The organism is Streptomyces purpurascens (assembly GCF_045040895.1).
GTDB lineage: Bacteria > Actinomycetota > Actinomycetes > Streptomycetales > Streptomycetaceae > Streptomyces > Streptomyces purpurascens.
Map to the genome: position 1 here is coordinate 6523350 of NZ_CP108341.1, position 24195 is coordinate 6547544.

The window sequence follows — 24195 nt, forward strand, 5'->3', positions numbered from 1 at the left end:
CACCGTGACCACCACGACCGACCTGGCGTCGTACGAGGAAGCACTCGCGTCGTACGACCCCGTCATGGGCCTCGAGGTCCATGTCGAACTCGGCACCAAGACCAAGATGTTCTGCGGCTGTTCGACCGAACTCGGCCAGGACGCCAACGCGCAGACCTGCCCCGTCTGTCTCGGCCTGCCCGGCGCGCTCCCGGTCGTCAACGCGACCGGCGTCGAGTCCGCGATCAAGATCGGCCTCGCGCTGAACTGCGAGATCGCCGAGTGGTGCCGCTTCGCCCGGAAGAACTACTTCTATCCGGACATGCCGAAGAACTTCCAGACCTCCCAGTACGACGAGCCGATCGCCTTCAACGGCTACCTCGACGTGCAGCTGGAGGACGGCGAGACCTTCCGCGTGGACATCGAGCGTGCCCACATGGAGGAGGACACCGGCAAGTCGACGCACGTCGGCGGCGCCACCGGCCGTATCCACGGTGCGTCCCACTCCCTGCTGGACTACAACCGCGCCGGCATCCCGCTCATCGAGATCGTCACCAAGCCGATCGAGGGCGCGGGCGAGCGTGCCCCCGAGGTCGCGCGGGCCTACGTCCGTGAGCTGCGCGAGCTCATCAAGGCGCTCGGCGTCTCCGAGGCCCGGATGGAAATGGGCCAGATGCGCTGCGACGTGAACCTGTCGCTGCGCCCGAACGGCACCGAGAAGTTCGGCACGCGCTCGGAGACGAAGAACGTCAACTCGCTGCGGTCCGTGGAGCGCGCGGCCCGCTTCGAGATCCAGCGGCACGCGGCTGTGCTCAGCAGCGGCGGCACGATCATCCAGGAGACCCGGCACTTCCACGAGGACACGGGGTCGACGACCTCGGGCCGCGTGAAGGAGGAGGCCGAGGACTACCGGTACTTCCCGGAGCCCGACCTGGTGCCGGTGGCCCCCTCGCGCGAGTGGGTCGAGGAGCTGCGGGCCACGCTGCCCGAGCTGCCGCTGGTCCGCCGCAGCCGGCTCCGTGAGGAGTGGGGCGTCTCGGCCGTCGACATGCAGGCGATCCTCAACGCCGGTGCGCTGGAGCCCATCGTCGCCACCATCGAGGCCGGGGCCGACTCCGCCTCCGCCCGCAAGTGGTGGATGGGCGAGCTGGCCCGCAGTGCCAACGAGTCGGGCAAGGCGCTCGACGAGCTGGCGATCACGCCGCAGCAGGTCGCCCGGGTCGCCGAGCTGGTCGCGAAGGGCGACCTGAACGACAAGCTGGCCCGGCAGGTCATCGAGGGCGTCCTCGCGGGCGAAGGCACCCCGGACGAGGTCGTCGACAAGCGCGGTCTGAAGGTCGTCTCCGACGAGGGCGCGCTGGGCACGGCCGTCGACGAGGCCATCGCAGGCAACCCGGGCGTCGCGGACAAGATCCGCGGCGGCAAGGTGGCCGCGGCCGGCGCCCTGGTCGGCGCGGTCATGAAGGCGACCCGGGGTCAGGCCGACGCGGCGCGCGTCAAGGAGCTGATCCTGGAGAAGCTGGGCGTCAGCGAGGGCTGACCTCCGCGGACCCGACAGGGGGGATGCACCGGACCCGGTGCATCCCCCCTGCGCGTGTGCTCTACAACCTGCGCCCCACGACCCGGACGAAGCCCAGGGTGCCGCCCTGGTCGAGCCGCAGCATCTCGGCGCACTGACCGGCCATCCGGATGTGCCACTCGTCCGTGTGCTCGTCGGCGACGACCTCGCACCAGCGCAGCCAGTCGCGCCAGCCGTCGTCCAGCCAGTCGGCCGTCTCGACCTCCACGGCCCCGCTGCGGGTCCAGTGGCGCCGCCACCACGCGGCGGTGTGGAAGCACCAGAATCCGGGCTCCCAGAACGGCTTGAGGTGCTCCGGCGGCTCGACGCCGTCGATCTCCTCGCGCAGTGCCGGTACGACGACACCGATCCGCCCGCCGGGCTTCAGCAGCCGCGTCAGCTCGGGCAGGTACAGATCGTTCGTGCCGAAGTACTGGTAGGCGTCGACGGAGACGATCGCGTCGAAGCTGCCCTCGCCGAACGGCAGGTCGTGCGCCTCTGCATGCACGGGCAGCACACGGTCGGCCACACCCGCCTCGGCGATGCGCGGGGCGTTCTCGCCCGGCTTGACCCACAGATCGGCGGCGGTGACCTGAACGTCGTACTCCTTGGCGAGGAAGATCGACGTCATGGCGCGTCCGCAGCCCAGGTCGAGCACGCGGGAGCCGGGGCTCAGGGTGTCGAGCCCCAGGGCCGGGGCCAGCCACTCCAGCAGCCAGAGCGCGTGCGGGCCCATCTGGTTGTCGATCGTCCAGCGGGCGTCGTAGCGGTTGCTGCGCGGGTAGCGGGGGTGGTCGGTGCGGTCAGAGAGGGGGTCGTTCGGGGTCCGGGAAGTGATGTCCGACATCGGTGAACGGGCTCCTTGAGTCCTTGAGGAGGAAAGGGGATGCGTAGGAGCTCGGTCGGACCGTCAAACAATGCACCTGCTTCGGCCGGGCGGCGGGCTGCCGCGGGCGTTTCCTCGGACCGGCGGACGCTAACAGGCGGGCTTTCGGCCCCGCACCTGGTTTTCCTTCACGACGCGCTACCGTCTCGACCATGAGTGGACGTGCTGATTCCGACACCGACGCAGAGATAGCGGACTCGGAGGCGGCCGCCGTTCAGGAAGCCGACCAGGACGAGGAGCCGGACGACGCGCCGGACGAGGAGCCGGGCGACGACGCGGACGATCCGGACGACGATGACGACGACGATCCGGACGACGACGAGCCGGACGAGGACGAGCCGGACGAGGACGAGCCGGACGAGGACGCGCGGCGGGCCCGGTGGACCGCGGCCGGGACCGGGGCCCTGCTGACCCTCGCGGGCCTGGCCGCGGCGCTGCTCCGCCTCACCCGCCCCGCCCCGGCGCTCGTTCCGGCGGCGTACGCCTGCGGGGCGGTCGTGTGCGCCGGCGCCGCCGTGCTGGGCTCCCGGGGACGCACCCGGCGGGCCCTGTGGCTGCTGATCGCGGGGACGATGGTGATGGCGCTGGGGGACCAGTTCGACTGATCACGGCCGTTGTGAATAAGCCCACGAAAGCGACAAACGATCTCGTGCTCCTGTAAGAGTGGCTTCGCATTGCTCATGCGTTCTTTGCGGGCTGTTCAGGTCATGGACGACTACTCCCGGTCAAAGATCCACAAAAAGTCACCCTGGGAGCACGTTTCGTGGCAGCCCTAGCACGCTGGTGTGTCCAACGCCGTCTGGTCACCGTTCTGCTGTGGCTCCTCGCCTGCGCGGGGGTGGCCGCGGGCGCCGCCGTCGCCGGCTCCGCGTACTCGAACGACTACCAGGTCCCCGGCACCGAGTCGGGCCGCGCCACCGAGCTGCTGCACGAGGGCTTCCCACAGCTCGGCGGCGACAGCGACACCGTCGTCTGGCACACCACGTCCGGCACCGTCCGCGCCGCCGACGTCGAGCAGACGATGACCCGCACCCTGGACCGGATCGAGAACCTGCCCGGCGTGGCCTCCGTGACCAGCCCCTACGACGGTCCTGGCACGGGCCGCGTCAGCGAGGACGCCCGTACGGCGTACGCCACGGTCACCTTCGACGACCGGGCCGAGGACATCGACCAGGGCGAGGCCAGGGCCGTCGTCGACACCGCGAAGAGCGCGGAGACCGACGGGCTCCAGGTGGAGCTGGGCGGCAGTGCCGTCGCGCTCACCCAGTCCTCCGGCGGGCACGTCGCCGAGATCGTCGGCGTGGTCGTCGCCGCGGTCGTGCTGTTCCTCGCCTTCGGCTCGCTCGCCGCCTCCCTGCTGCCCATCGCCACCGCACTGGTCGGCGTCGGCACGGCCTACGCCGGGATCGTGCTGCTCGGGCACGCCATGACCGTCGCCGACTTCGCGCCCATGCTCGGCATGCTGATCGGGCTCGGCGTCGGGATCGACTACGCACTGTTCATCGTGACGCGGCACCGGCGCGGGCTGAAACGCGGTCTTTCGGTCACCGAGGCGGCCACGAACGCCGTCGCCACCACGGGACGGGCGGTCGTCTTCGCGGGTGCCACCGTTTGCATCGCCCTGCTCGGCATGCTGATCCTGCGGCTGAGCTTCCTCAACGGCGTCGCCATCGCGGCCAGCCTGACCGTGGTCCTCACGGTCGCGGCTTCCGTGACGCTGCTGCCCGCCCTGCTGTCCTTCATCGGTACGCGCGCGCTCAGCCGCCGCGAACGCCGCCGCCTGGCGGAGCACGGGCCCGAACCGGAACTGCCCACCGGCTTCGCCGCCCGCTGGTCGGCGTTCGTGGAGCGCCACCCCAAGGTGCTCGGCGGGGTCGCCCTCGTCGTCATGGCCGTCCTCGCGCTGCCCACGTTCTCCCTGCACCTGGGCACCTCTGACCAGGGCAACGACCCCAAGGCGGCCACCACCCGCCAGGCCTACGACCTGCTCGCCGACGGGTTCGGACCAGGCGTGAACGGCCCGCTCACCCTCGTCACGAAGGTCGACGGAGCCGCCGACAAGCTCGCCCTGGACAACCTCGACGGCACACTCCGCGCCACCGACGGAGTCGCCTCGGCCACCCCGGTGACCTTCGACTCCGGCGGTCACACCGCGTACCTGACCGTCGTACCGGAATCCTCGCCGCAGTCGAAGCAGACCAGCGACCTCGTCGACCGGCTGCGCGGCGAGGTGCTGCCGCGCGCCGAGGCGGGCACCTCGCTCGACGTGCACGTCGGCGGCATGACGGCCGGCTACGACGACTTCGCCGACGTCATCGTCTCCAAGCTGCCCGTCTTCGTCGGGGTCGTGATCGGCCTGGGCTGTCTGCTGCTCCTGCTGGCCTTCCGGTCGATCGGCATCCCGCTGAAGGCCGCCGCGATGAACGTCGCCGCCGTGGCCTCCGCCTTCGGGGTGGTCGTCGCGATGTTCCAGTGGGGCTGGGGCAGCGAACTGCTCGGCCTCGGCAGCGCGGGCCCCATCGAGCCCTTCCTGCCCGTGATCATGGTCTCGGTGCTCTTCGGTCTCTCCATGGACTACCAGGTGTTCCTGGTCAGCCGGATGTACGAGGAGTGGCTGGAGACCGGCGACAACCGGCGAGCCGTGCGCGTCGGCCTCGCCGAGACCAGCCGGGTGATCAACTCGGCGGCGGTCATCATGATCTCGGTCTTCCTGGCCTTCGTCCTCAGCGGTGACCGTGTGATCGCCATGTTCGGCATCGCCCTGGCCGCCGCCGTCGCCCTGGACGCCTTCGTCCTGCGGACGCTCCTCGTCCCCGCCCTCATGCACATGCTCGGCGGCGCCAACTGGTGGCTGCCCCGCTGGCTCGACAAGCGCCTGCCGCGGATCAGCATCGAACCGCCCGAGGCCCGGGCCGCCCATGAGAGGCTGGCCGCCGCGACGGACGCCGAGGTGGCGGACGTCCTGGCGGAGGAGGAGCGGCAGCGGGATGTACGCGATATCCCTGGGTGACGACGCCGAGCTGAGGCCCCTCGAGCCCTGGCATGCCGAAGAGTTCTTCGCGCATCTGGAGCGGGGCAGGGACTTCATCGGGCAGTTCATCAACTTCGGGTCGCAGGAGACGGACGTGGAGTCCGCGCGGGCCATGCTCCAGCGGTACGCCGACATGCGCGCGGCCGACACGCGCTCGCTGCACGGCCTGTGGCTGAACGGCAAGCTCGTGGGCGGCGTGCTGTTCCTGAACTTCGACGCGGCGAGCGGCAACTGCGAGGTGGGCTGCTGGCTGGAGCCCGCCGGGACGGGGCGCGGCCTGGTCACCCGGGCGATGCGCGTCCTCATCGACTGGGCGGTCGAAGAGCGCGGCATTCACCGGATCGAGTGGGTCGCCGCCTCGGGAAACCGGCCGAGCCTGAACGTCGCCCAGCGCCTCGGCATGACCCGCGACGGTGTGCGACGCGAGGCGCACCCCTATCGTGGCGTACGGCACGATCTCGAAGTCTGGTCGGTGCTGGCGCCCGAGTGGCGCGCCGCACGCGCGCGTGCCGCTCACAAGGATCATTAAGAGACTTCTCAGACAGCGACTTTACGGTGCGAGACATGGCAACGAACGCAGTGGACGAGACCAAGGCCACCGAGGCCACGACCGAGAAGGCGGTGGACACCACCGAGTCCGACGAGGCGACCCGCACCGAGGCTCCGGCCGAGGCCGAGGTCGTCGAGACAGAGGTCGCCGAGACAGAGGTCGCGGAGACCAAGGAGGAGGCCCCCACCGGCGTCGGCCAGGGTGCCGCCGCCGTGGTCTCCGCCGCGCTGGGCGTCGTCTCGCTCACCGGCAGCTGGGTCGGCACGATCGCCGCGGCGCGCCAGAACCTGGTCGGTCAGCTGGAGACCGCGCAGAACGCGGGCGTGGCCCAGCAGATCCAGGCGGTCTACGGCGACGCCTGGCAGGCCACCGCCCTGTGGGGCGGACTGTTCGCGGTGGTGGCGCTGGTCGTCGGCGTCGTGACGCTGGCCCGGCCCGCGTTCGGCACGCCCGGCAGGATCCAGGCCCCCTGGATCAAGGCCGTCGCCTGGGCGGGCGTCTCGCTCGGTGTCATCGGCCTGTTCCTGGCCGTCCTCAAGTACACCGGCATCCTGCTCGGACTGCCGTCCGCGAGCTGAGTCACCGCAGGTCCTGAGGGGTCTTAGGAGTTCCGTAAGCACCTTACGGAGCCCCTGGGGCCCCTCAGCCGTGTCCTAAGGCCCCGGCCGCCGCCGAAGATGCGGAACTCTCCCGATGTGGCCGGCCCGCCTGGGAGACGAGAGTGAAGTCAGCACGGAGAAACCCTCCGTGACCGGCCTCTCACCAAGGACACGCCATGTACGAGTACGAGCTCCAGCAGCTGCGCACCGCCGACCTCATCCGACGGGCCGACCACGAGCGCCTGGTCCGCGAGGCCGCCCGGGCCCGCCGTGCCGCCCGCGGCGAAGCGGCCCAGAACTCCGCCGAGCACGAAAGCCATAGTCGCGGCTTCCGCCGAACCCGGTCCGCCCGGGCCGCGTGAACGGCGGGGCGGCACCGGCCGCCGCGGCCGGAATTCCGGCCGTTCGTAAGGGAACGCCGACTGGTGATCTGGCTCTCCGCGGGAAAAGCGGTGCCGCGCTGTCCGACGCGCATGCGATGCTCGGGGCCGTGGAGACCAGGTCCGTCAGCCCCGTGTTCGTCGGCCGTGCCGAGGAGTTGGGCACGCTGCACGACGCCCTCGCCCGCTCCCGCGAGGGCGAGCCGCAGGCCCTGCTCATCGCCGGGGAGGCCGGAGTCGGCAAGACCCGCCTGGTCGAGGAGTTCGCCGCCGCCGCCCGCCGCCGGGGGGCGGTGGTCGCACTCGGCGGCTGTGTGGAGATCGGCGCCGACGGACTGCCCTTCGCGCCGTTCTCCACCGCGCTGCGCGCCCTGCGCCGCGAACTCCCCGGCGAGCTGGCCGCCGCGGCCGCCGGACAGGAGGAGGAGCTGGCCCGGCTGCTGCCCGAGCTGGGCGAGTCGGGCACCGGGCGGCACGACGAGGACGGCATGGCCCGCCTCTTCGAACTCACCGCACGCCTGCTGGAGCGCATCGCCGCCGGCCACACCGTCGTCGTCGCCCTGGAGGACCTGCACTGGGCCGACGCCTCCACCCGCCACCTGCTCGCCTACCTCTTCCGCACCCTGCGCACCGGCCGCCTCGTCGTCCTCGCCACCTACCGCTCCGACGACATCCACCGCCGCCACCCGCTCAGGCCCCTGCTCGCCGAACTCGACCGGCTCCGCACCGTCCGCCGTCTCGAACTCGCCCGCTTCAGCCGCGAGGAGGTGTGCCGCCAGGTCGCCGGCATCCTCGCCCACGAACCCGCCCCGGACCAGATCGACGCGATCTTCGAACGCTCCGACGGCAACGCCTTCTTCGTCGAGGAACTCGCCGTCGCCGGCCACGAGGGCTGCCGCACGGGCCTGACCGACTCCCTGCGCGACCTGCTGCTCGTCCGCGTGGAAGGGATGCCGGAGCCCGCCCAGCAGGTCGCCCGGATCGTCGCCGAGGGCGGCTCCACCGTCGAGTACCGGCTGCTGGCCGCCGTCGCCCGGCTCGCCGAGGACGACCTCATCGAGGCGCTGCGGGCCGCCGTGAACGCCAGCATCCTCGCCCCCGCACCCGGCGGCGACGGCTACCGCTTCCGCCACTCCCTGGTCCGCGAGGCCGTCAGCGACGACCTGCTCCCCGGCGAACGCTCCCGCCTCAACCGCCGCTACGCCGAAGCCCTGGAGTCCGACCCGACCCTCGTCCCCGCCGACCAGCGCGCGGCCCGCCTGGCCAGCTACTGGTACCACGCCCACGACCCCGCCAAGGCCCTGCCGGCCGTCCTCGACGCCTCCGTCGAGGCCCGCCACCGCCACGCCTACGCCGAGCAACTGCGGCTGCTGGAACGGGCCATGGAACTGTGGGACACCGCCCCCGACGCCGTACGCCGCACCCTGCGCCCCGTCGACTACGCCGAGGTCTATCCTCCCTGCGGCTGCGACCCGGCCACCCCGCTGCGCCACCTCGACCTGCTGGCCGAGGCGGCCGTGGCCGGACGGCTCTGCGGGGAGCGCGAACGCGCCCTCAAGATCACCAAGCGGGCGCTGCGCCTGCTGGACGACGAGGACGACCCCCTGCGCTCCGCCTGGTTCTGGATCCAGCGCTCCCGGCTGGTGCAGGGCCTCGCCCGCGGCGACGGCTGGAAGGAGATCGCCACCGCGCAGGAGCTGGTCCGGGGCCTGCCGCCGTCCGAGGTGCACGCCGAGGTGCTCGCCACGGCCGCCCACTGGTCGATGCTGCACGAGCCCGGCCCGGAGGCCCTGACGGCCGCCGAGCGGGCCGTCGAGTACGCGCGCATGGTGGGCGCCGACGACATCGAGTCCAACGCCCGGCTCACCCTCGGCGGTCTCATGGTCGACGCCGGACAGATCGAGGCCGGGCTCACGCACATGTACGAGGTCAGGGACGAGGTGGTCGCCCGGAGCCTCGCGTCGATCGTGGGCCGCAGCCATGTGAACCTGCCCTCCGTCCTGGAAGGCGTCGGCCGCTCCGAGGAGTCCGTCGGCATCCTGCGCGAGGGCCTGCGGCTCACCGGGGCGATGGGCCTGCGGGACGCCGAGGCCTGGATCTGGAGCAACCTCGCGGAGTCGCTCATCTCACTGGGCCGCTGGGACGAGGCCGTCGAGGCCGCCGGAAACGCCCAGCGGCGCGGGCAGACGGCCGGGCCGCACGGCTCCGGCGCCAACAGCCTGGCGTTCCTCGCGCTCGCCCGCGGCCATGTCCCCGAGGCCGCCCGCCACCTCGCCGAGGGCCGTGCCGCCTACGGCCCGCACGACCCGATGCCGCAACACGACCTCCCGGTCTCCTGCCTCACCATCGGCGTCGCCGTCGCCGAGGGCCGCCTCCCCGACGCCCGCGCAGAACTGGCCCGCACCCTGGAGTCAGGCTTCCCGCCCGGCACCCAGCGCTACGCCTGGCCGCTGCTGCTCGAAGCGGCCACCGCGGAGGCCGACGCCCGCGCCCTGCCCGCCGCGCGGGACGGCCGCGCGGAGGCCCTGGACGGCATCTTCAGGACCGTCAAGCGTCTCACCACCAACGCCCCCGTCTGGCTCGCCCACGAGCGGTGGGTCCGCGCCGAACTCCAGCGCGCCGAGGGCCGGAGCACCCCAGACACCTGGTCGGAGGTGGTCACCGCCTTCGAACCCCTGGAGCGGCCCTACGACCTCGCCCGCGTCCGGTACCGCCTGGCCGAGTCCCTGCTGACGGGCGGCGGCGAGGACGAGCGCGACCGCGCCACGGAGCTGCTGCGCCTCGCCCACGCCGTCGCCCGCCACCTCGCCGCCCGGCCCCTGGCCGACTCCGTCACCGCGCTCGCCCAGCGTGCCCGCCTCCCGCTCGCGCCCGTCTCGGAACCGGCCCTCGCCCCCGCCGACCCCGCCGAGGCCCTCGGTCTCACCAGCCGGGAACGGGACGTGCTGCGCCTGGTCGCCGTCGGCCACACCAACCGCCGGATCGCCGAGGAACTGTTCATCTCCCCGAAGACCGCGAGCGTCCACGTCTCCAACATCCTGGCGAAGCTCGGCGTCTCCGGGCGCGGCGAGGCGGCGGCGGTGGCGCACCGGCTGGGGCTGTTTCCGGCCGAATCGCTCATACCCCGCCCGGCGGGCTGAGGCATACGCTGTAAGGGAGGCCGCTGTCGCCGCGGCCGAGGGAGGCACCGTGTTCAACATGTTCGAGGAGCTGTTCTCGCCCGGCCGCAAGCACACCCGCGACGAGCAGAACCGCCTGGAACTGACCAGGGAGGACACCGGTGACGGTGATCCCGGACGCGGGCCGATAGACCTGGCGTCCGGGAAGGTCGTCGTACGTCCGCAGCGGGAGCAGGAGGACCGCGAAGGCTAGCGGGCTACGACACCCGCACCTCGAGGATCCGGTCGTCCCCGTCCTTCGGGCTGCCCCGGCCGTCCGTGTTGCTGGTCACGAGCCACAAGCGGTCGCCGCCCGCCGGGACCACCGTGCGCAGCCGGCCGTACTCGCCGTCCAGGAAGGCCTGAGGGTCGGCCGAGGCCTCCGTGCCGTTCAGCGGGACGCGCCACAGCCGCTTGCCGCGCAGGCCCGCCATCCAGATCGAACCCTCGGCGTAGGCGATGCCGCTGGGGGACGCCTCGGCCGTGGTCCACTGGTCGATCGGGTTGTGGAAGTCCCCGTCGCCCGACTTGCCCTCGGCCTCCGGCCAGCCGTAGTTGTCGCCCGGCTTGATCGCGTTGAGCTCGTCCCAGGTGTCCTGGCCGAACTCCGAGGCGAAGAGCCGCTGCTTGGTGTCCCAGGCGAGGCCCTGCACATTGCGGTGGCCGTACGAGTACACCGGCGAGCCGGGGAACGGGTTGCCCGGCGCGGGCTCGCCCTCCGGGGTCAGGCGCAGGATCTTGCCGCCCACGGAGTCCTTGTCCTGGGACAGGCCGGTGTCGCCGCTCTCGCCGGTGCCGGCGTAGAGCATCTTGTCCGGGCCGAACTCGATCCGGCCGCCGTTGTGGATGAAGCCCTTGGGGATGCCCCTGAAGACCGTGTCGGGAGCGCCGAGCTGTTCACCGGCGGGCTTCTTCTCGTCGTAGAGCATGCGGACGATGCGGTTGTCGCCGGCGGAGGTGAAGTACGCGTAGACCATGCGGTCCGAGGCGTAGTCGGGTGACAGGGCGATGCCCAGCAGGCCGCCCTCGCCGGCGGCCGAGACGCCCGGCACCTCGCCCAGCTCGGTCTTCTTCCCGGTCTTCTCGTCGACCCGGACGATCGTTCCGTCGTCCCGGGAGGAGACGAGCAGGCCGCCGCCCGGCAGGGGAGCGAGGCCCCAGGGGGAGTCCAGGCCCTCGGCGACGGTGCGCACCACCGTCACCGAGCCCTTGGCGGGAGGTGTCTCCTCGGCGGCCTGCCGCGGCGGCGCGGAGGACTCCGGGGCCGTACGGCCGGGAGAGGCGCCCTCGTCCGAGCCGGACGATCCTCCGCCGTCGGAGGAGCAGCCGGCCGTCAGCAGGAGCGCGGCGGCGGCCAACACGGCCGGCACGGCTCGACGTTGCACGATCATGGTCCCTTCGACGCGGCGGGTTCTCCTTGTCATACACCGCTCGCGGCTCACAAGTTCCCGATCGCCCAACCCCGAACCGAGAACAGGGGGCCCTGGGCGGGTTTGTGCCGAACGCTCCGAACGCCGCGGAGCCCGGCCCCGCCGCTCAGTCCCACGACCCCTGGGCCCGGGGCAGCACCGCCACTTCCCGCAGATTGTCCGGCGTCAGGCGCAGGGTCGCCGCGGCCGCGTTCTCGGTGACCCAGCGCTCCTGCTTCGTGCCCGGGACCGGGACCACGTGCGGGCCCTGGGCGAGGACCCAGGCGAGGGCGACCTGGGCGGGCGTGACGTGCTCGCCGTGGCGGCGGGCCACGCGGCGCAGGCCCGCGACGATCGGCTGGTTCGCGGCCATCATCTCGCCCGTGAAGCGCGGGTGCCGGGCGCGCAGGTCGTCCGCCTCGAAGCCCGCGCCGGTCCGCAGCCTGCCGGTCAGATAGCCGTTGCCGAGCGGCATCGCGGCGAGGAAGCCGACGCCCCGCGTCTCGCACCACGGCAGCAGCGTCTCCAGCGCCTCGGGCGACCACACCGACAGCTCCGCCTCCACCGCGCTCACCGGGAAGATCTGCTGCACCCGCTCCAGCTGCCGTATCGTCGCGTCGTGCAGCCGGGCCCCGCCGCGGCGGCCGGCCCGCGCGCCGACCGCGCACAGGCCCAACGCCCGCACCTTCCCGGCTTGGACGAGCTCCGCCATCGCGCCCCACGTCTCCTCGACGGGCACCTCCGGGTCGGCCCGGTGCAGCTGGTAGAGGTCTATGACGTCCGTCTGGAGGCGCCGCAGCGAGGCGTCGCAGGCACGTTTCACATACCCCGGGCGGCCGTTGGCGACGATGTGCTGGTCGCCCACGAGCAGACCGACCTTGGTCGACACGAAGGCGTCGGACCGGCGCTCCTTCAACGCCCGCCCCACCAGCAGTTCGTTGGTGAAGGGGCCGTACATGTCGGCCGTGTCCAGCAGGGAAGCGCCGAGGTCGAGCGCCCGGTGCACCGCCCTGAGCGACTCGTCGCCACGCTGTCGAGAGGTGCTGTAGGCCCAGCTCATCGGCATGCACCCGAGTCCGACGGCCCCCACCGCGAGCGCCGCCGCGCCGATCGTCCTGCGCTCCACCTGGTCGTGACCCTCCCTGTTCCGGCCACCCCAACCTAACCTCTGCCGTCGCACGCTCCTGACATAGCCTCCAGAGCATGACTGCTGACGTGTGGCTGCCCATCCCGCCGGAAGAGATCGAGGGACTCCCCGAGGGTCCCGGCTACCGCTACTGGAACGGCGGGGAGGACTTCCCCGCGGACCCGGCGGACTGCGCCTTCTACGTCGTCCCCTACATGAAGCCCAGCCCGCTGTGCGTGCGTCCGATGCCGGAAATGAGCCACCTACAGGTCGTGCAGACCCTCTCGGCCGGGATCGATCACGTGCAGCCGGGGCTGCGGCACCTGCGTCCGGGCGTGCGGCTGTGCAACGCGCGCGGGGTGCACGAGGCCAGCACCGGAGAGCTCACCCTCGCGCTGATCCTGGCCTCGCTGCGCGGGATCCCCGACTTCGTCCGCGCGCAGGACCGGGGTGAGTGGCTCGCCGGGTTCCGGCCCGCGCTCGCCGACAAGAACGTCCTCATCGTGGGATACGGATCGATCGGTGCGGCCATCGAGGACCGGCTTGTGCCGTTCGAGGTGGCGCGGGTGGCGCGCGTCGCGCGCTCCGAGCGCACCACGGCGCGCGGTCCGGTGCATCCGCTCACCGAACTCGCCTCCCTGCTCCCGGAAGCGGACATCGTCATCCTGTCCACGCCGCTCACCGAGACCACCCGTGGCCTGGCCGGGGCCGACTTCCTGTCCCGGATGAAGGACGGCGCGCTCCTGGTCAACGTGGCCCGCGGCCCCGTCGTCGACACCAAGGCCCTGCTCGCCGAGGTGGAGACCGGCCGCATCACCGCCGCCCTCGACGTCACCGACCCCGAGCCCCTGCCCCGCGAACACCGGTTGTGGCGTGCGCCGGGGGTACTCATCAGCCCTCACGTCGGCGGACCCACCTCCGCGTTCCTTCCGCGCGCCAAGCGGCTCCTGGTGGACCAGTTGAACCGTTATGTGAACCGGGAGCCGCTCCGCAACGTGATCCTTACGACGGGTGCATCAACAGGCTGAACCGACCTCGGGTACGGTCCGCAATCCTTCGGGTGCGGTGGGTACTCATATATCTGTTGATCGTCACGCAGAGTAGAGAACCTATGTCCCTGAGTGACGAGACTGGTGTATCGTCCCGACAGGGGCAGCGCCGGGGGTATTCGGCGCCGGGGACGGACACTTCGGACTGTGAGGGGGGCGACAGGCGATGCACGGCCTATGGACGAGCGATCCGACGGGGCGAGGCGGCCGGCGGCGACCCTGGCGGACGGCCGCGTTCAGACGCGGTCACCACGCCGATCACGGCGGCCACCACACCCACCACAGTGATCACCATCAAGGGGTACGGACCGGGAGGGTCCGGTGAGTGCGCCGCCGACCCCCATGCTGGACGGAGCGCTGCGGGCACAGCCTTCGTCGCCAAGGGCGCTGCTGCCCCGCACGCCGGCTCGCGGCCATCGGCCGGGCCTGGCCCTCCAACTCGTCCTCGCCGTGGTCTGCGCGGGATACGCCGTCGGTTCCGCGCTCGGCTGGGGCTCGGACGAAGTGGCCCTCGTCATGGGCGACTTCGGGCTGAGCGCGGCGGCGGCCACCGCCTCCGTCTCGTGCTTCCTCTACGCCCGCAACCGCCGGACCCGCTTTCGACCCGCCTGGCTGCTGTTCGGCCTCTCCTCGGCCATGGCGTCCCTCGGCAACCTGGTCTGGGGGTGGTACGAGGTGGTCCTCGGGCTGCCCGTGCCCAGTCCCAGCTACGCCGACCTGTTCTTCCTGTGCTTCGCGCCGCCCGCGATCGTCGGGCTGCTCGTGCTCGCCAAGCGGCCGGTGAGCAAGGCCGGCTGGGTCTGTCTCGGGCTGGACGCCTGGCTGATCGGCGGCTCGCTGCTCACCCTGGCCTGGAGCCTCGCCCTCGCCCAGGCCGCGAAGTCGGAGGGGCCCGGCGTGGCGCACACCGCGCTGTCGCTTGCCTACCCGCTGCTCGACATCGCACTGGTCAGCATGGTGCTCGCGCTGCACTTCAGGCGGTCCGCGGTGAACCGCTCCGCGGTCAACACCGCCATCGGCGCGCTCGCGCTGACCGTGATGTGCGACGCCCTGTTCACCTCGCCGCTGATGCACCACCACTACCGCTCCGGCCAGCTGCTCGACGCGGGCTGGTTCGCCGGCTCGCTGCTCCTGGCGTACGCCCCGTGGGCCGCGCCCCGCACGCCGGACACCGACCGGCACGGCCTCGACCGGCAGAGCACGGCCGGGCACACGCGCGTGGTGCACGAGCACGTGCCCGGGCAGCGCAGCGGCCCGCACCACCAGCCGCCCACACCCGGAGGCGAGCTCGGCCGGTATCCGGCCGCCCGGCCCATCTCCGGCTCCCTCGCCGCCCTCACGCCGTATCTCGCGGCAGCCGTGTGCACGCTGGGGATTCTGTACAACGTCCTCAACGGCCGCAGCGTCGACCGTGTGGTCCTGCTGACCGGTGGCACGGTCGTGCTCGCGCTCGTCGTGCGCCAGGGCATCATGCTGCTCGACAACATCACCCTCACCCAGGAACTGGCGCAGAAGGAGAACCACTTCCGCTCCCTGGTGCAGGGCTCCAGCGACGTGATCATGATCGCCGCGCCCAGCGGTGTCCTCCGGTACGTCTCCCCGGCCGCCGCCGGTGTGTACGGCCGCTCGGCGGAGGATCTGGTGGGTACGGAACTGGCCAATCTCATCCACCCGGAGGACCTGGGCTGCGTCGTGCACGAGGCGCGGAGATTCCTCGCCGCCAACCCGGTCGAGGAACCCACTACGCGCATCGAGTGCCGTTTCCGGTCCGGTGACGAAGGCTGGCTGAACGTCGAGTCGACCGTCAACCGCCATCACGGCGGCCTGATCTTCAACAGCAGGGACGTGACCGAAAGGGTCCGGCTCCAGGCCCAGTTGCAGCACAACGCCGAGCACGACCCGCTCACGGACCTGCCCAACCGCGCCCTGTTCACCAAGCGCGTCCAGCACGCGCTCTCGGGCCGCCGGGCCTCCGACCGGGGCGTGGCCCTGCGGAACACGGCCGTGCTGTTCATCGATCTCGACGGCTTCAAGGCCGTCAACGACACGATCGGGCACCAGGCGGGGGACGAGCTGCTCGTCCAGGCCGCCCGCAGACTCCAGGACTCGGTCCGGCAGGGCGACACCGCCTCCCGGCTGGGCGGTGACGAGTTCGCGGCCCTGATCGTCGGCGACAACACCCGCGACCGGGCCGCCCGGGAACGGCACATAGTGGAACTCGCCGACCGCCTCAGGACGACGCTGTCCCAGCCGTACCTCATCGACGGCAACGATGTCCGTGTCAACGCCTCCATCGGCGTGGCCTTCGCGGAAGCGGGCCTCGGCGCGGGCGAGCTGCTGCGCAACGCCGACCTGGCCATGTACCGCGCCAAGGCCGGCGGCAAGGGCCGCGTCGAGCTGTACAAGCCGCAGATGCAGCAGGACGTCGTACGCAAGGCGGAGCTGGCCACGCGCCTGCGGGCCGCGCTGCACGACGGCGAGTTCGCCCTGCTGCACCAGCCGGTGGTCTGCCTGGAGGACGGCCGGATCGCGTCGGTGTCCGCGCAGGCGCGCTGGCGCTCCTCGCAGGGGGTGCTCTTCACCCCGGCGGAGTTCCTGCGCGTGGCCGAGGACAGCGACAAGACCGCCGAACTGGGCCGGTGGATGATCGAGGAGGCCGTCGAGCAGGCCGCCGAGCGGCAGGCGACCGGTCTTTCCGTGCCGGTCGTCGTCCGGATGAGCGCCCGCAGGCTGCTGGACCGGTCGATGCCGCTCGGCTCGATCGAGGCACTGCTCACGCGGCACGGGCTGCCGTCCGGGTCGCTGATCATCGAGCTGTCCGACACCGACCCGAGGGTCTCGCAGGACGAGCTGGAGCGGCGTCTGGGCGCCCTGCGGCGGGTCGGCGTCCGGATCGCGCTCGACGGGTTCGGCAGCGACTGCGCGGCGATCACGGCCCTCAGGCGGCTCCCTGTCGACATCCTGAAACTCGACCGCGGTCTGGTCGAGGGCATCGTCGAGTCCGCCCGGCTGTACAAGATCACCAGTGGGCTGCTGCGCATCGCCACCGATCTCGGGCTGAAGTCCGTGGCCGAGGGGGTGGACCTGCCCGAGCAGGTCGTCGCCCTGCGCGCGATGGGCTGCACGCACGGGCAGGGCATGGCGTTCTCCGGACCGCTCGACGAGTACCGGCTGCGCCGGGCGCTGGCCGGCGGTCACTATCCGGTGCCGAACGGACCGGTCGAGCCGGCGTTCGCGGGCGGTGCCCCGCGGGTGTACAGCTCGGGAGTGTCCGCCGTCATCGGAGGCGGTACGGCCCTACGCTCACATAATGAGACTCCCGTCCCACCCACTTGACAGTGAGTGTGTGCCGGGGGGAGGGTCTGTGCCATGCGCACCCGAATTCTCGTACTTGGAAAGCGCGTCGGCTGACGCTGAGCCTCGACCGCTCAGCGATCCCACCCGGCGCGCTCCCCTCGCTTGCCTTATGGCACGAGGGGTTTTTTGTTGCACAGGCGCCTTACGTGCAGCAGCAGGAAACCGCACAAATCTCGCAAAAAACCCTCAGCATCTGAGAAGAGAATGCCGATGACCGAGCAGGCCACCGGGGCCCATCACCCGCAGCCCCGGCCCCGATCCGGAGGACACTCCGCCCCCGAGCAGGTGACGGGCGCGCAGTCCCTCATCCGCTCTCTCGAGGAGGTCGGCGCCGACACGGTATTCGGCATTCCCGGCGGTGCGATCCTCCCGGCCTACGACCCGCTGATGGACTCCACCAGGGTGCGCCACGTCCTGGTCCGGCACGAGCAGGGCGCCGGTCACGCCGCCACCGGCTACGCGCAGGCCACCGGCAAGGTCGGTGTCTGCATGGCCACCTCAGGCCCCGGCGCGACCAACCTGGTCACCCCGATCGCCGACGCGCACATGGACTCCGTGCCGCTGGTCGCGATCACCGGCCAGGTGGCGTCCAAGGCGATCGGCACGGACGCCTTCCAGGAGGCGGACATCGTCGGCATCACCATGCCGATCACCAAGCACAACTTCCTCGTCACCAAGGCCGAGGACATCCCGCAGATCATCGCGCAGGCCTTCCACATCGCGTCCACCGGCCGCCCGGGCCCGGTCCTGGTCGACATCGCCAAGGACGCCCTCCAGGCGAAGACCACCTTCTCCTGGCCGCCCGCCATGGACCTGCCCGGCTACCGCCCGGTGACCAAGCCGCACGCCAAGCAGATCCGCGAGGCCGCCAAGCTGATCACCCAGGCCAGGCGGCCCGTGCTGTACGTCGGCGGCGGGGTGCTCAAGGCCAAGGCCACCGCCGAGCTGAAGGTCCTCGCCGAGCTCACCGGCGCGCCCGTCACCACCACCCTGATGGCGCTCGGCGCGTTCCCCGACGACCACCCGCAGCACCTGGGCATGCCCGGCATGCACGGCTCCGTGGCCGCCGTCACCGGTCTGCAGAAGGCCGACCTGATCGTCGCCCTCGGCGCCCGCTTCGACGACCGCGTCACCGGCAAGCTGGACAGCTTCGCGCCCTTCGCCAAGATCGTCCACGCGGACATCGACCCGGCCGAGATCGGCAAGAACCGCGACGCCGACGTGCCGATCGTCGGAGACGCCCGCGAGGTCATCGCCGATCTGATCCAGGCCGTCCAGAAGGAGCACAGCGAGGGCCACCAGGGCGATTACAGCGCCTGGTGGAAGGACCTGAGCCGCTGGCGCGACACCTACCCGCTCGGCTACGACCAGCCCGACGACGGCTCGCTCTCCCCGCAGCAGGTCATCCAGCGCATCGGACAGCTCGCGCCCGAGGGCACGATCTTCGCGGCGGGCGTCGGCCAGCACCAGATGTGGGCCGCCCACTTCATCGAGTACGACAAGCCGGGCACCTGGCTGAACTCCGGCGGCGCCGGAACCATGGGCTACGCCGTCCCGGCCGCCATGGGCGCCAAGGCCGGCGCACCCGAGCGGGCCGTCTGGGCCATCGACGGCGACGGCTGCTTCCAGATGACCAACCAGGAGCTCACCACCTGCGCCCTGAACAACATCCCGATCAAGGTCGCCGTCATCAACAACGGGGCCCTCGGGATGGTCCGCCAGTGGCAGACCCTCTTCTACAACCAGCGGTACTCCAACACCGTCCTGCACTCCGGCCCGGACGACGTCAACCCGCAGGCCCGGGGCACCCGCGTCCCCGACTTCGTGAAGCTGTCGGAGGCCATGGGCTGCTACGCCATCCGCTGCGAGTCCCCGGACGACCTCGACAAGGTCATCGAGGAGGCGAACTCGATCAACGACCGCCCGGTCGTCGTCGACTTCATCGTCCACGAGGACGCGATGGTGTGGCCGATGGTCGCCGCCGGCACCTCCAACGACGAGATCATGGCCGCCCGGGACGTCCGCCCCGACTTCGGCGACAACGAAGACGACTGAGCGAGAGAGACGTAAAAGATCATGTCCAAGCACACGCTCTCCGTCCTGGTGGAGAACACGCCCGGCATCCTCGCCCGGATCGCCGCCCTGTTCTCCCGCCGCGGCTTCAACATCGACTCGCTCGCCGTCGGTGTCACCGAGCACCCCGACATCTCCCGCATCACCATCGTCGTGGGGGTGGAGGACCTGCCGCTCGAGCAGGTGACCAAGCAGCTCAACAAGCTCGTCAACGTGCTCAAGATCGTCGAGCTGGAGCCGTCGCAGGCGGTGCAGCGCGAACTCGTTCTGGTGAAGGTGCGCGCCGACAACGAGACGCGCTCGCAGATCGTCGAGATCGTCCAGCTGTTCCGCGCCAAGACCGTCGACGTCTCCCCGGAGGCCGTCACCATCGAGGCCACCGGATCCGGCGAGAAGCTGACCGCCATGCTCAAGATGCTGGAGCCGTACGGCATCAAGGAGCTGGTCCAGTCCGGCACGATCGCGATCGGCCGCGGTGCCCGGTCCATCACGGACCGGTCGCTGCGCGCCCTGGACCGGTCGGCGTAAGACCTGAACCGGGCGGTCGGCGCGCCGTCGGCCGCCCGTATTCCGAGACCCTCAGACTTCCCTTCCGCCCTCCGTCATACGGTGGGACGCAACACCTGCACTCCCGAGGAGAGAACCCAAAGTGGCCGAGCTGTTCTACGACGCCGACGCCGACCTGTCCATCATCCAGGGCCGCAAGGTCGCGGTCATCGGGTACGGCAGCCAGGGCCACGCCCACGCGCTGTCGCTCCGTGACTCGGGTGTCGACGTGCGCGTCGGTCTGCACGAGGGCTCCAAGTCCAAGGCCAAGGCCGAGGAGCAGGGCCTGCGCGTGGTGAGCCCGTCCGAGGCCGCCGCCGAGGCCGACGTCATCATGATCCTCGTCCCGGACCCGATCCAGGCCCAGGTCTACGAGGAGCACATCAAGGACAACCTGAAGGACGGCGACGCGCTGTTCTTCGGTCATGGCCTGAACATCCGCTTCGACTTCATCAAGCCCCCGGCCGGCGTGGACGTCTGCATGGTCGCCCCGAAGGGCCCGGGTCACCTGGTCCGCCGCCAGTACGAGGAGGGCCGCGGCGTTCCGTGCATCGCCGCCGTCGAGCAGGACGCCACGGGCAACGGCTTCGCGCTGGCCCTGTCGTACGCCAAGGGCATCGGCGGCACCCGTGCCGGCGTCATCAAGACGACCTTCACCGAGGAGACCGAGACCGACCTCTTCGGTGAGCAGGCCGTTCTCTGCGGTGGTACGGCCGCGCTGGTCAAGGCGGGCTTCGAGACCCTGACCGAGGCCGGCTACCAGCCGGAGATCGCCTACTTCGAGTGCCTGCACGAGCTGAAGCTGATCGTCGACCTCATGTACGAGGGCGGCCTGGAGAAGATGCGCTGGTCGATCTCCGAGACCGCCGAGTGGGGCGACTACATCACCGGCCCGCGCATCATCACGGACGCCACCAAGGCCGAGATGAAGAAGGTCCTCGCCGAGATCCAGGACGGCACCTTCGCCCAGCAGTGGATGGACGAGTACCACGGCGGTCTGAAGAAGTACAACGAGTACAAGACCCAGGACTCCGAGCACCTGCTGGAGACCACCGGCAAGGAGCTGCGCAAGCTCATGAGCTGGGTCGACGAGGAGGCGTGAGCCCCCGGGGCCGGTTGCGGCACCCCTGCCGCAGCCGGCCCCTTTCTCGTCCGGGTGATCCTTCCGCACAGGCGTGAGGCGCCCTCCGCACCACCACTACACTGCTGCATATATACGCGTCAGGCCCACAGCGTCGTGCGTCTTCCACGCGGCAAGCACCCCTCCACCGCCTGCGGCCGTCGGGACGGCCGTCCGCAGCATTGGACTTGTGAGGACTCACGTGAGCTCGAAACCCGTCGTACTCATCGCTGAAGAGCTGTCGCCCGCCACCGTCGACGCGCTTGGCCCGGACTTCGAGATCCGGCATTGCAACGGCGGGGACCGGGCCGAGCTGCTCCCGGCCATCGCCGATGTCGACGCGATCCTGATCCGCTCGGCCACCAAGGTCGACGCCGAGGCGATCGCAGCCGCGAACAAGCTCAAGGTCGTCGCACGAGCCGGCGTCGGCCTGGACAACGTGGACGTCGCCGCCGCCACCAAGGCCGGTGTGATGGTCGTCAACGCCCCCACCTCGAACATCGTGACCGCTGCCGAGCTGGCCTGCGGTCTGCTGCTCGCCACCGCCCGCAACATCCCGCAGGCCAACGCCGCGCTGAAGAACAGCGAGTGGAAGCGCAGCAAGTACACGGGCGTCGAGCTGGCCGAGAAGACCCTCGGTGTCGTCGGCCTCGGCCGCATCGGTGCCCTCGTCGCCCAGCGCATGTCCGCCTTCGGCATGAAGGTCGTCGCCTACGACCCCTATGTGCAGCCGGCCCGCGCCGCGCAGATGGGCGTCAAGGTGCTGTCGCTGGACGAGCTGCTCGAGGTCTCCGACTTCATCACCGTCCACCTCCCCAAGACGCCCGAGACCCTCGGTCTGATCGGCGACGAGGCGCTGCGCAAGGTCAAGCCGAGCGTGCGCATCGTCAACGCCGCGCGCGGCGGGATCGTCGACGAGGAGGCGCTGTACTCCGCCCTCAAGGAGGGCCGGGTCGCCGGTGCCGGTCTCGACGTGTACGCCAAGGAGCCCTGCACCGACTCGCCGCTCTTCGAGTTCGACCAGGTCGTCGCCACCCCGCACCTCGGTGCCTCCACCGACGAGGCGCAGGAGAAGGCCGGTATCGCCGTCGCCCGCTCGGTGCGGCTCGCCCTCGCCGGTGAGCTCGTGCCGGACGCGGTGAACGTGCAGGGCGGTGTCATCGCCGAGGACGTCAAGCCGGGTCTGCCGCTCGCCGAGCGTCTCGGCCGGATCTTCACCGCGCTCGCCGGTGAGGTCGCGGTCCGCCTCGACGTCGAGGTCTACGGCGAGATCACCCAGCACGATGTGAAGGTGCTGGAGCTGTCCGCCCTCAAGGGTGTCTTCGAGGACGTCGTCGACGAGACGGTGTCCTATGTGAACGCCCCGCTGTTCGCCCAGGAGCGCGGTGTCGAGGTACGCCTGACGACCAGCTCCGAGGCGTCCGAGCACCGCAATGTCGTCACCGTGCGCGGCACCCTCGCCGACGGCGAGGAGGTGTCGGTCTCCGGCACGCTGGCCGGCCCGAAGCACCTCCAGAAGATCGTCGCGGTCGGGGAGTACGACGTCGACCTCGCGCTCGCCGAGCACATGGTCGTGCTGCGGTACGAGGACCGGCCGGGTGTCGTCGGCACCGTGGGCCGCATCCTCGGCGAGGCGGGCATCAACATCGCCGGCATGCAGGTGTCGCGGGCCGTCGCCGGCGGCGAGGCGCTGGCGGTGCTGACCGTCGACGACACGGTGACCGCCGGGGTGCTGGCCGAGGTGGCGGCGGAGATCGGTACGACCTCCGCTCGTTCCGTGAACCTCGTCTGACCTTCCCTCAAACGCCGGACGGGCTGAGTTGATCAGCCCGTCCGGCGTTGTGCTGTACGGGGATCCGCCGCAGGGTCACCGTGGCGGCCACCGCCGCTCCGACCAGCAGCACCGCGCTCGTGATCGCCGCCGCGTGCATACCGCTGGTGAAGGCCTCGCGTGCCGCCGTCGCCAGGGCGTCTCCCGCGCGCCCCGGCAGCCGGTCGGCGACGGCCAGGGCGCCGCCCAGGGTCTCGTGGGCCGGGGCGGGGGCCGAGGCCGGGATCTCGTGGCGGTAGACGGCCGTACCGATGGAGCCCAGGAACGCCATGCTCAGCGCGCCGCCGAACTCCGTGCCCGTCTCCAGCAGGGACGAGGCCGTACCCGCCTTCTCCACCGGGGCCGCGCTCAGGGCCAGGTCGGCCACCTGGGACATGACGGCGACGACGCCGCAGGCCAGGACGGCACACGCGGCCAGCAGCAGCCAGAGCGAGTCCGTGCCGGCCAGGGCCAGCAGCACATAGCCGCACGCGGTGACCGCGAAGCCTCCGCCGACGACGTACGCGCGGGGAACGCCCCGCTGCACCAGCTGTGCGCCGGCCACGGCCGCCAGCCCGATCGGCACCGACGGCAGCAGGCTCCACAGCGCCGCCTCCAGGGGGCCCATGTCCAGGACCGACTGGATGTACTGGGTCGTGAAGTACGCCGAGCCCATCATGCCGAAGGCGGCGACGAGGTTGAGGACGACGGCCGGGGTGAAGCCGCGGGCCCGGAACAGTTCCGGTGAGATCAGCGGGGACACCGCCGTGCGCTGGCGGTGGACGAAGAGCGCGGCGAAGAGCAGGCCGGCGGTCACCGACATCGCGTACCGCACGTCCCAGCCCTGCGACGCGAGCTCCTTCAGGCCGTAGATCACGGGGAGCACCGCCGCCATCGACAGGGGAACGCTCAGCAGGTCGAAGCGGCCGGGGCGCGGGTTCCTCGACTCGGGCAGCAGGAAGGGTCCCAGGATCAGGAGCAGCGCCATCGCGGGCAGATTGACCAGGAAGACCGAGCCCCACCAGAAGTGCTCGACGAGCACGCCGCTCATCACCGAGCCGAGCGCGATGCCGGCCGTCATCACGCCCGACCACACGCCGATCGCCTTGGTGCGCTGCGCGGGGTCGGTGAACATCGTGCGCACCAGCGCCATCGTCGACGGCATCAGTGTCGCGCCGCCGATGCCGAGGACCGCGCGGGCGGCGATCAGGGTCTCGGCGCTGTTCGCGTAGGCCGCCACCAGGGAGGCCGTACCGAAGGCGGCGGCGCCGAACAGCAGGAGCCTGCGGCGGCCGATGCGGTCGCCCAGCGAGCCCATGGTCATCAGCAGGCCGGCCAGGACGAAGCCGTAGATGTCGAAGATCCACAGCTGTTGGGTGGCGCTCGGCTCCAGGTCGGCGCTGATCGCGGGGATCGCGAAGTAGAGGACGGAGACGTCCATGGAGACCAGCAGCAACGGCAGCATCAGCACGCCGAGCGCCGTCCATTCGCGGCGGCCGGCGCGGGCCGGAGGAGTGGGGTTCGTTGTCATGGGCTGGACTGTACGGTCGTCTTAAACGCTTGT

General features: G+C 71.2%; 18 protein-coding genes. 14 read left to right on the top strand and 4 right to left on the bottom strand.

The features are described 5' to 3' along the window. Positions 1 to 4 precede the first annotated feature (4 nt). The gene (gene gatB / locus OHU35_RS29920; RefSeq protein WP_189727825.1) at positions 5 to 1519 is read left to right on the top strand and encodes an Asp-tRNA(Asn)/Glu-tRNA(Gln) amidotransferase subunit GatB; all 1515 of its coding nucleotides are present in this window, start codon (positions 5 to 7) and stop codon (positions 1517 to 1519) included. Between the two features lie 61 nt (positions 1520 to 1580). Here the strand turns inward: gatB and OHU35_RS29925 are convergent, their stop codons facing one another. Then, positions 1581 to 2384, bottom strand: a complete 804-nt coding sequence (locus OHU35_RS29925; RefSeq protein WP_359896995.1) for a methyltransferase domain-containing protein — start codon at positions 2382 to 2384, stop codon at positions 1581 to 1583. A gap of 191 nt (positions 2385 to 2575) precedes the next feature. On the opposite strand from OHU35_RS29925, the gene OHU35_RS29930 reads away from it, so the two are divergent. The 7 genes from OHU35_RS29930 (at position 2576) to OHU35_RS29960 (ending at position 10355) form a co-directional block, all read left to right on the top strand. Next, complete coding sequence (locus OHU35_RS29930; protein WP_405507491.1) at positions 2576 to 3028, top strand: hypothetical protein; 453 nt, start codon at positions 2576 to 2578, stop codon at positions 3026 to 3028. A gap of 158 nt (positions 3029 to 3186) precedes the next feature. Next, positions 3187 to 5433: an MMPL family transporter gene (locus tag OHU35_RS29935; RefSeq protein WP_189727832.1), complete on the top strand. Its 2247-nt coding sequence runs from the start codon at positions 3187 to 3189 to the stop codon at positions 5431 to 5433. Then, positions 5411 to 5983 carry a GNAT family N-acetyltransferase gene (locus OHU35_RS29940; RefSeq protein WP_189727834.1) on the top strand — a complete coding sequence of 191 codons (573 nt, stop codon included), beginning with the start codon at positions 5411 to 5413 and terminating at the stop codon, positions 5981 to 5983. Before OHU35_RS29935 ends, OHU35_RS29940 begins: the two co-directional genes overlap by 23 nt. Before the next feature lie 35 nt (positions 5984 to 6018). Beyond that, a complete protein-coding gene (locus OHU35_RS29945) occupies positions 6019 to 6582 on the top strand; it encodes a hypothetical protein (protein WP_189727836.1) in 564 nt (187 codons plus the stop codon). 197 nt (positions 6583 to 6779) lie between these two features. Continuing rightward, the gene (locus OHU35_RS29950) at positions 6780 to 6965 is read left to right on the top strand and encodes a hypothetical protein (protein WP_189727838.1); all 186 of its coding nucleotides are present in this window, start codon (positions 6780 to 6782) and stop codon (positions 6963 to 6965) included. A 116-nt stretch (positions 6966 to 7081) separates the two neighbouring features. Then, a complete protein-coding gene (locus OHU35_RS29955) occupies positions 7082 to 10123 on the top strand; it encodes an AAA family ATPase (protein WP_405507494.1) in 3042 nt (1013 codons plus the stop codon). Between the two features lie 49 nt (positions 10124 to 10172). Next, positions 10173 to 10355, top strand: coding sequence for a DUF6191 domain-containing protein (locus OHU35_RS29960; protein ID WP_189727842.1), 183 nt, complete (start codon positions 10173 to 10175; stop codon positions 10353 to 10355). 4 nt (positions 10356 to 10359) lie between these two features. Here the strand turns inward: OHU35_RS29960 and OHU35_RS29965 are convergent, their stop codons facing one another. Together OHU35_RS29965 and OHU35_RS29970 are read right to left on the bottom strand one after the other, a co-directional pair. Further along, the gene (locus tag OHU35_RS29965) at positions 10360 to 11565 is read right to left on the bottom strand and encodes a PQQ-dependent sugar dehydrogenase (RefSeq protein WP_405507496.1); all 1206 of its coding nucleotides are present in this window, start codon (positions 11563 to 11565) and stop codon (positions 10360 to 10362) included. A 112-nt stretch (positions 11566 to 11677) separates the two neighbouring features. Then, positions 11678 to 12676, bottom strand: coding sequence for an aldo/keto reductase (locus OHU35_RS29970; protein ID WP_189727846.1), 999 nt, complete (start codon positions 12674 to 12676; stop codon positions 11678 to 11680). A 77-nt stretch (positions 12677 to 12753) separates the two neighbouring features. Here OHU35_RS29970 and OHU35_RS29975 point away from each other — a divergent pair, with 77 nt between their 5' ends. From OHU35_RS29975 to serA, 6 genes are all read left to right on the top strand, one after another. After that, positions 12754 to 13704 carry a 2-hydroxyacid dehydrogenase gene (locus tag OHU35_RS29975; RefSeq protein WP_359897002.1) on the top strand — a complete coding sequence of 317 codons (951 nt, stop codon included), beginning with the start codon at positions 12754 to 12756 and terminating at the stop codon, positions 13702 to 13704. Positions 13705 to 14046: 342 nt separating this feature from the next. Then, positions 14047 to 17061 carry a putative bifunctional diguanylate cyclase/phosphodiesterase gene (locus OHU35_RS29980; protein WP_405507499.1) on the top strand — a complete coding sequence of 1005 codons (3015 nt, stop codon included), beginning with the start codon at positions 14047 to 14049 and terminating at the stop codon, positions 17059 to 17061. Between the two features lie 225 nt (positions 17062 to 17286). Beyond that, a complete protein-coding gene (locus tag OHU35_RS29985) occupies positions 17287 to 19137 on the top strand; it encodes an acetolactate synthase large subunit (protein ID WP_359897006.1) in 1851 nt (616 codons plus the stop codon). A gap of 21 nt (positions 19138 to 19158) precedes the next feature. Beyond that, positions 19159 to 19683 (top strand): acetolactate synthase small subunit, encoded by a 525-nt coding sequence (ilvN, locus tag OHU35_RS29990; RefSeq protein ID WP_003993148.1) that lies wholly within the window; start codon positions 19159 to 19161, stop codon positions 19681 to 19683. A gap of 121 nt (positions 19684 to 19804) precedes the next feature. Next, positions 19805 to 20803 carry a ketol-acid reductoisomerase gene (ilvC, locus tag OHU35_RS29995; RefSeq protein WP_405507500.1) on the top strand — a complete coding sequence of 333 codons (999 nt, stop codon included), beginning with the start codon at positions 19805 to 19807 and terminating at the stop codon, positions 20801 to 20803. A 220-nt stretch (positions 20804 to 21023) separates the two neighbouring features. Next, a complete protein-coding gene (gene serA / locus OHU35_RS30000) occupies positions 21024 to 22613 on the top strand; it encodes a phosphoglycerate dehydrogenase (protein WP_189727856.1) in 1590 nt (529 codons plus the stop codon). 7 nt (positions 22614 to 22620) lie between these two features. Here serA and OHU35_RS30005 read toward each other — a convergent pair whose 3' ends face one another. After that, positions 22621 to 24162, bottom strand: a complete 1542-nt coding sequence (locus OHU35_RS30005) for an MFS transporter (protein WP_405507502.1) — start codon at positions 24160 to 24162, stop codon at positions 22621 to 22623. Positions 24163 to 24195 lie beyond the last annotated feature (33 nt).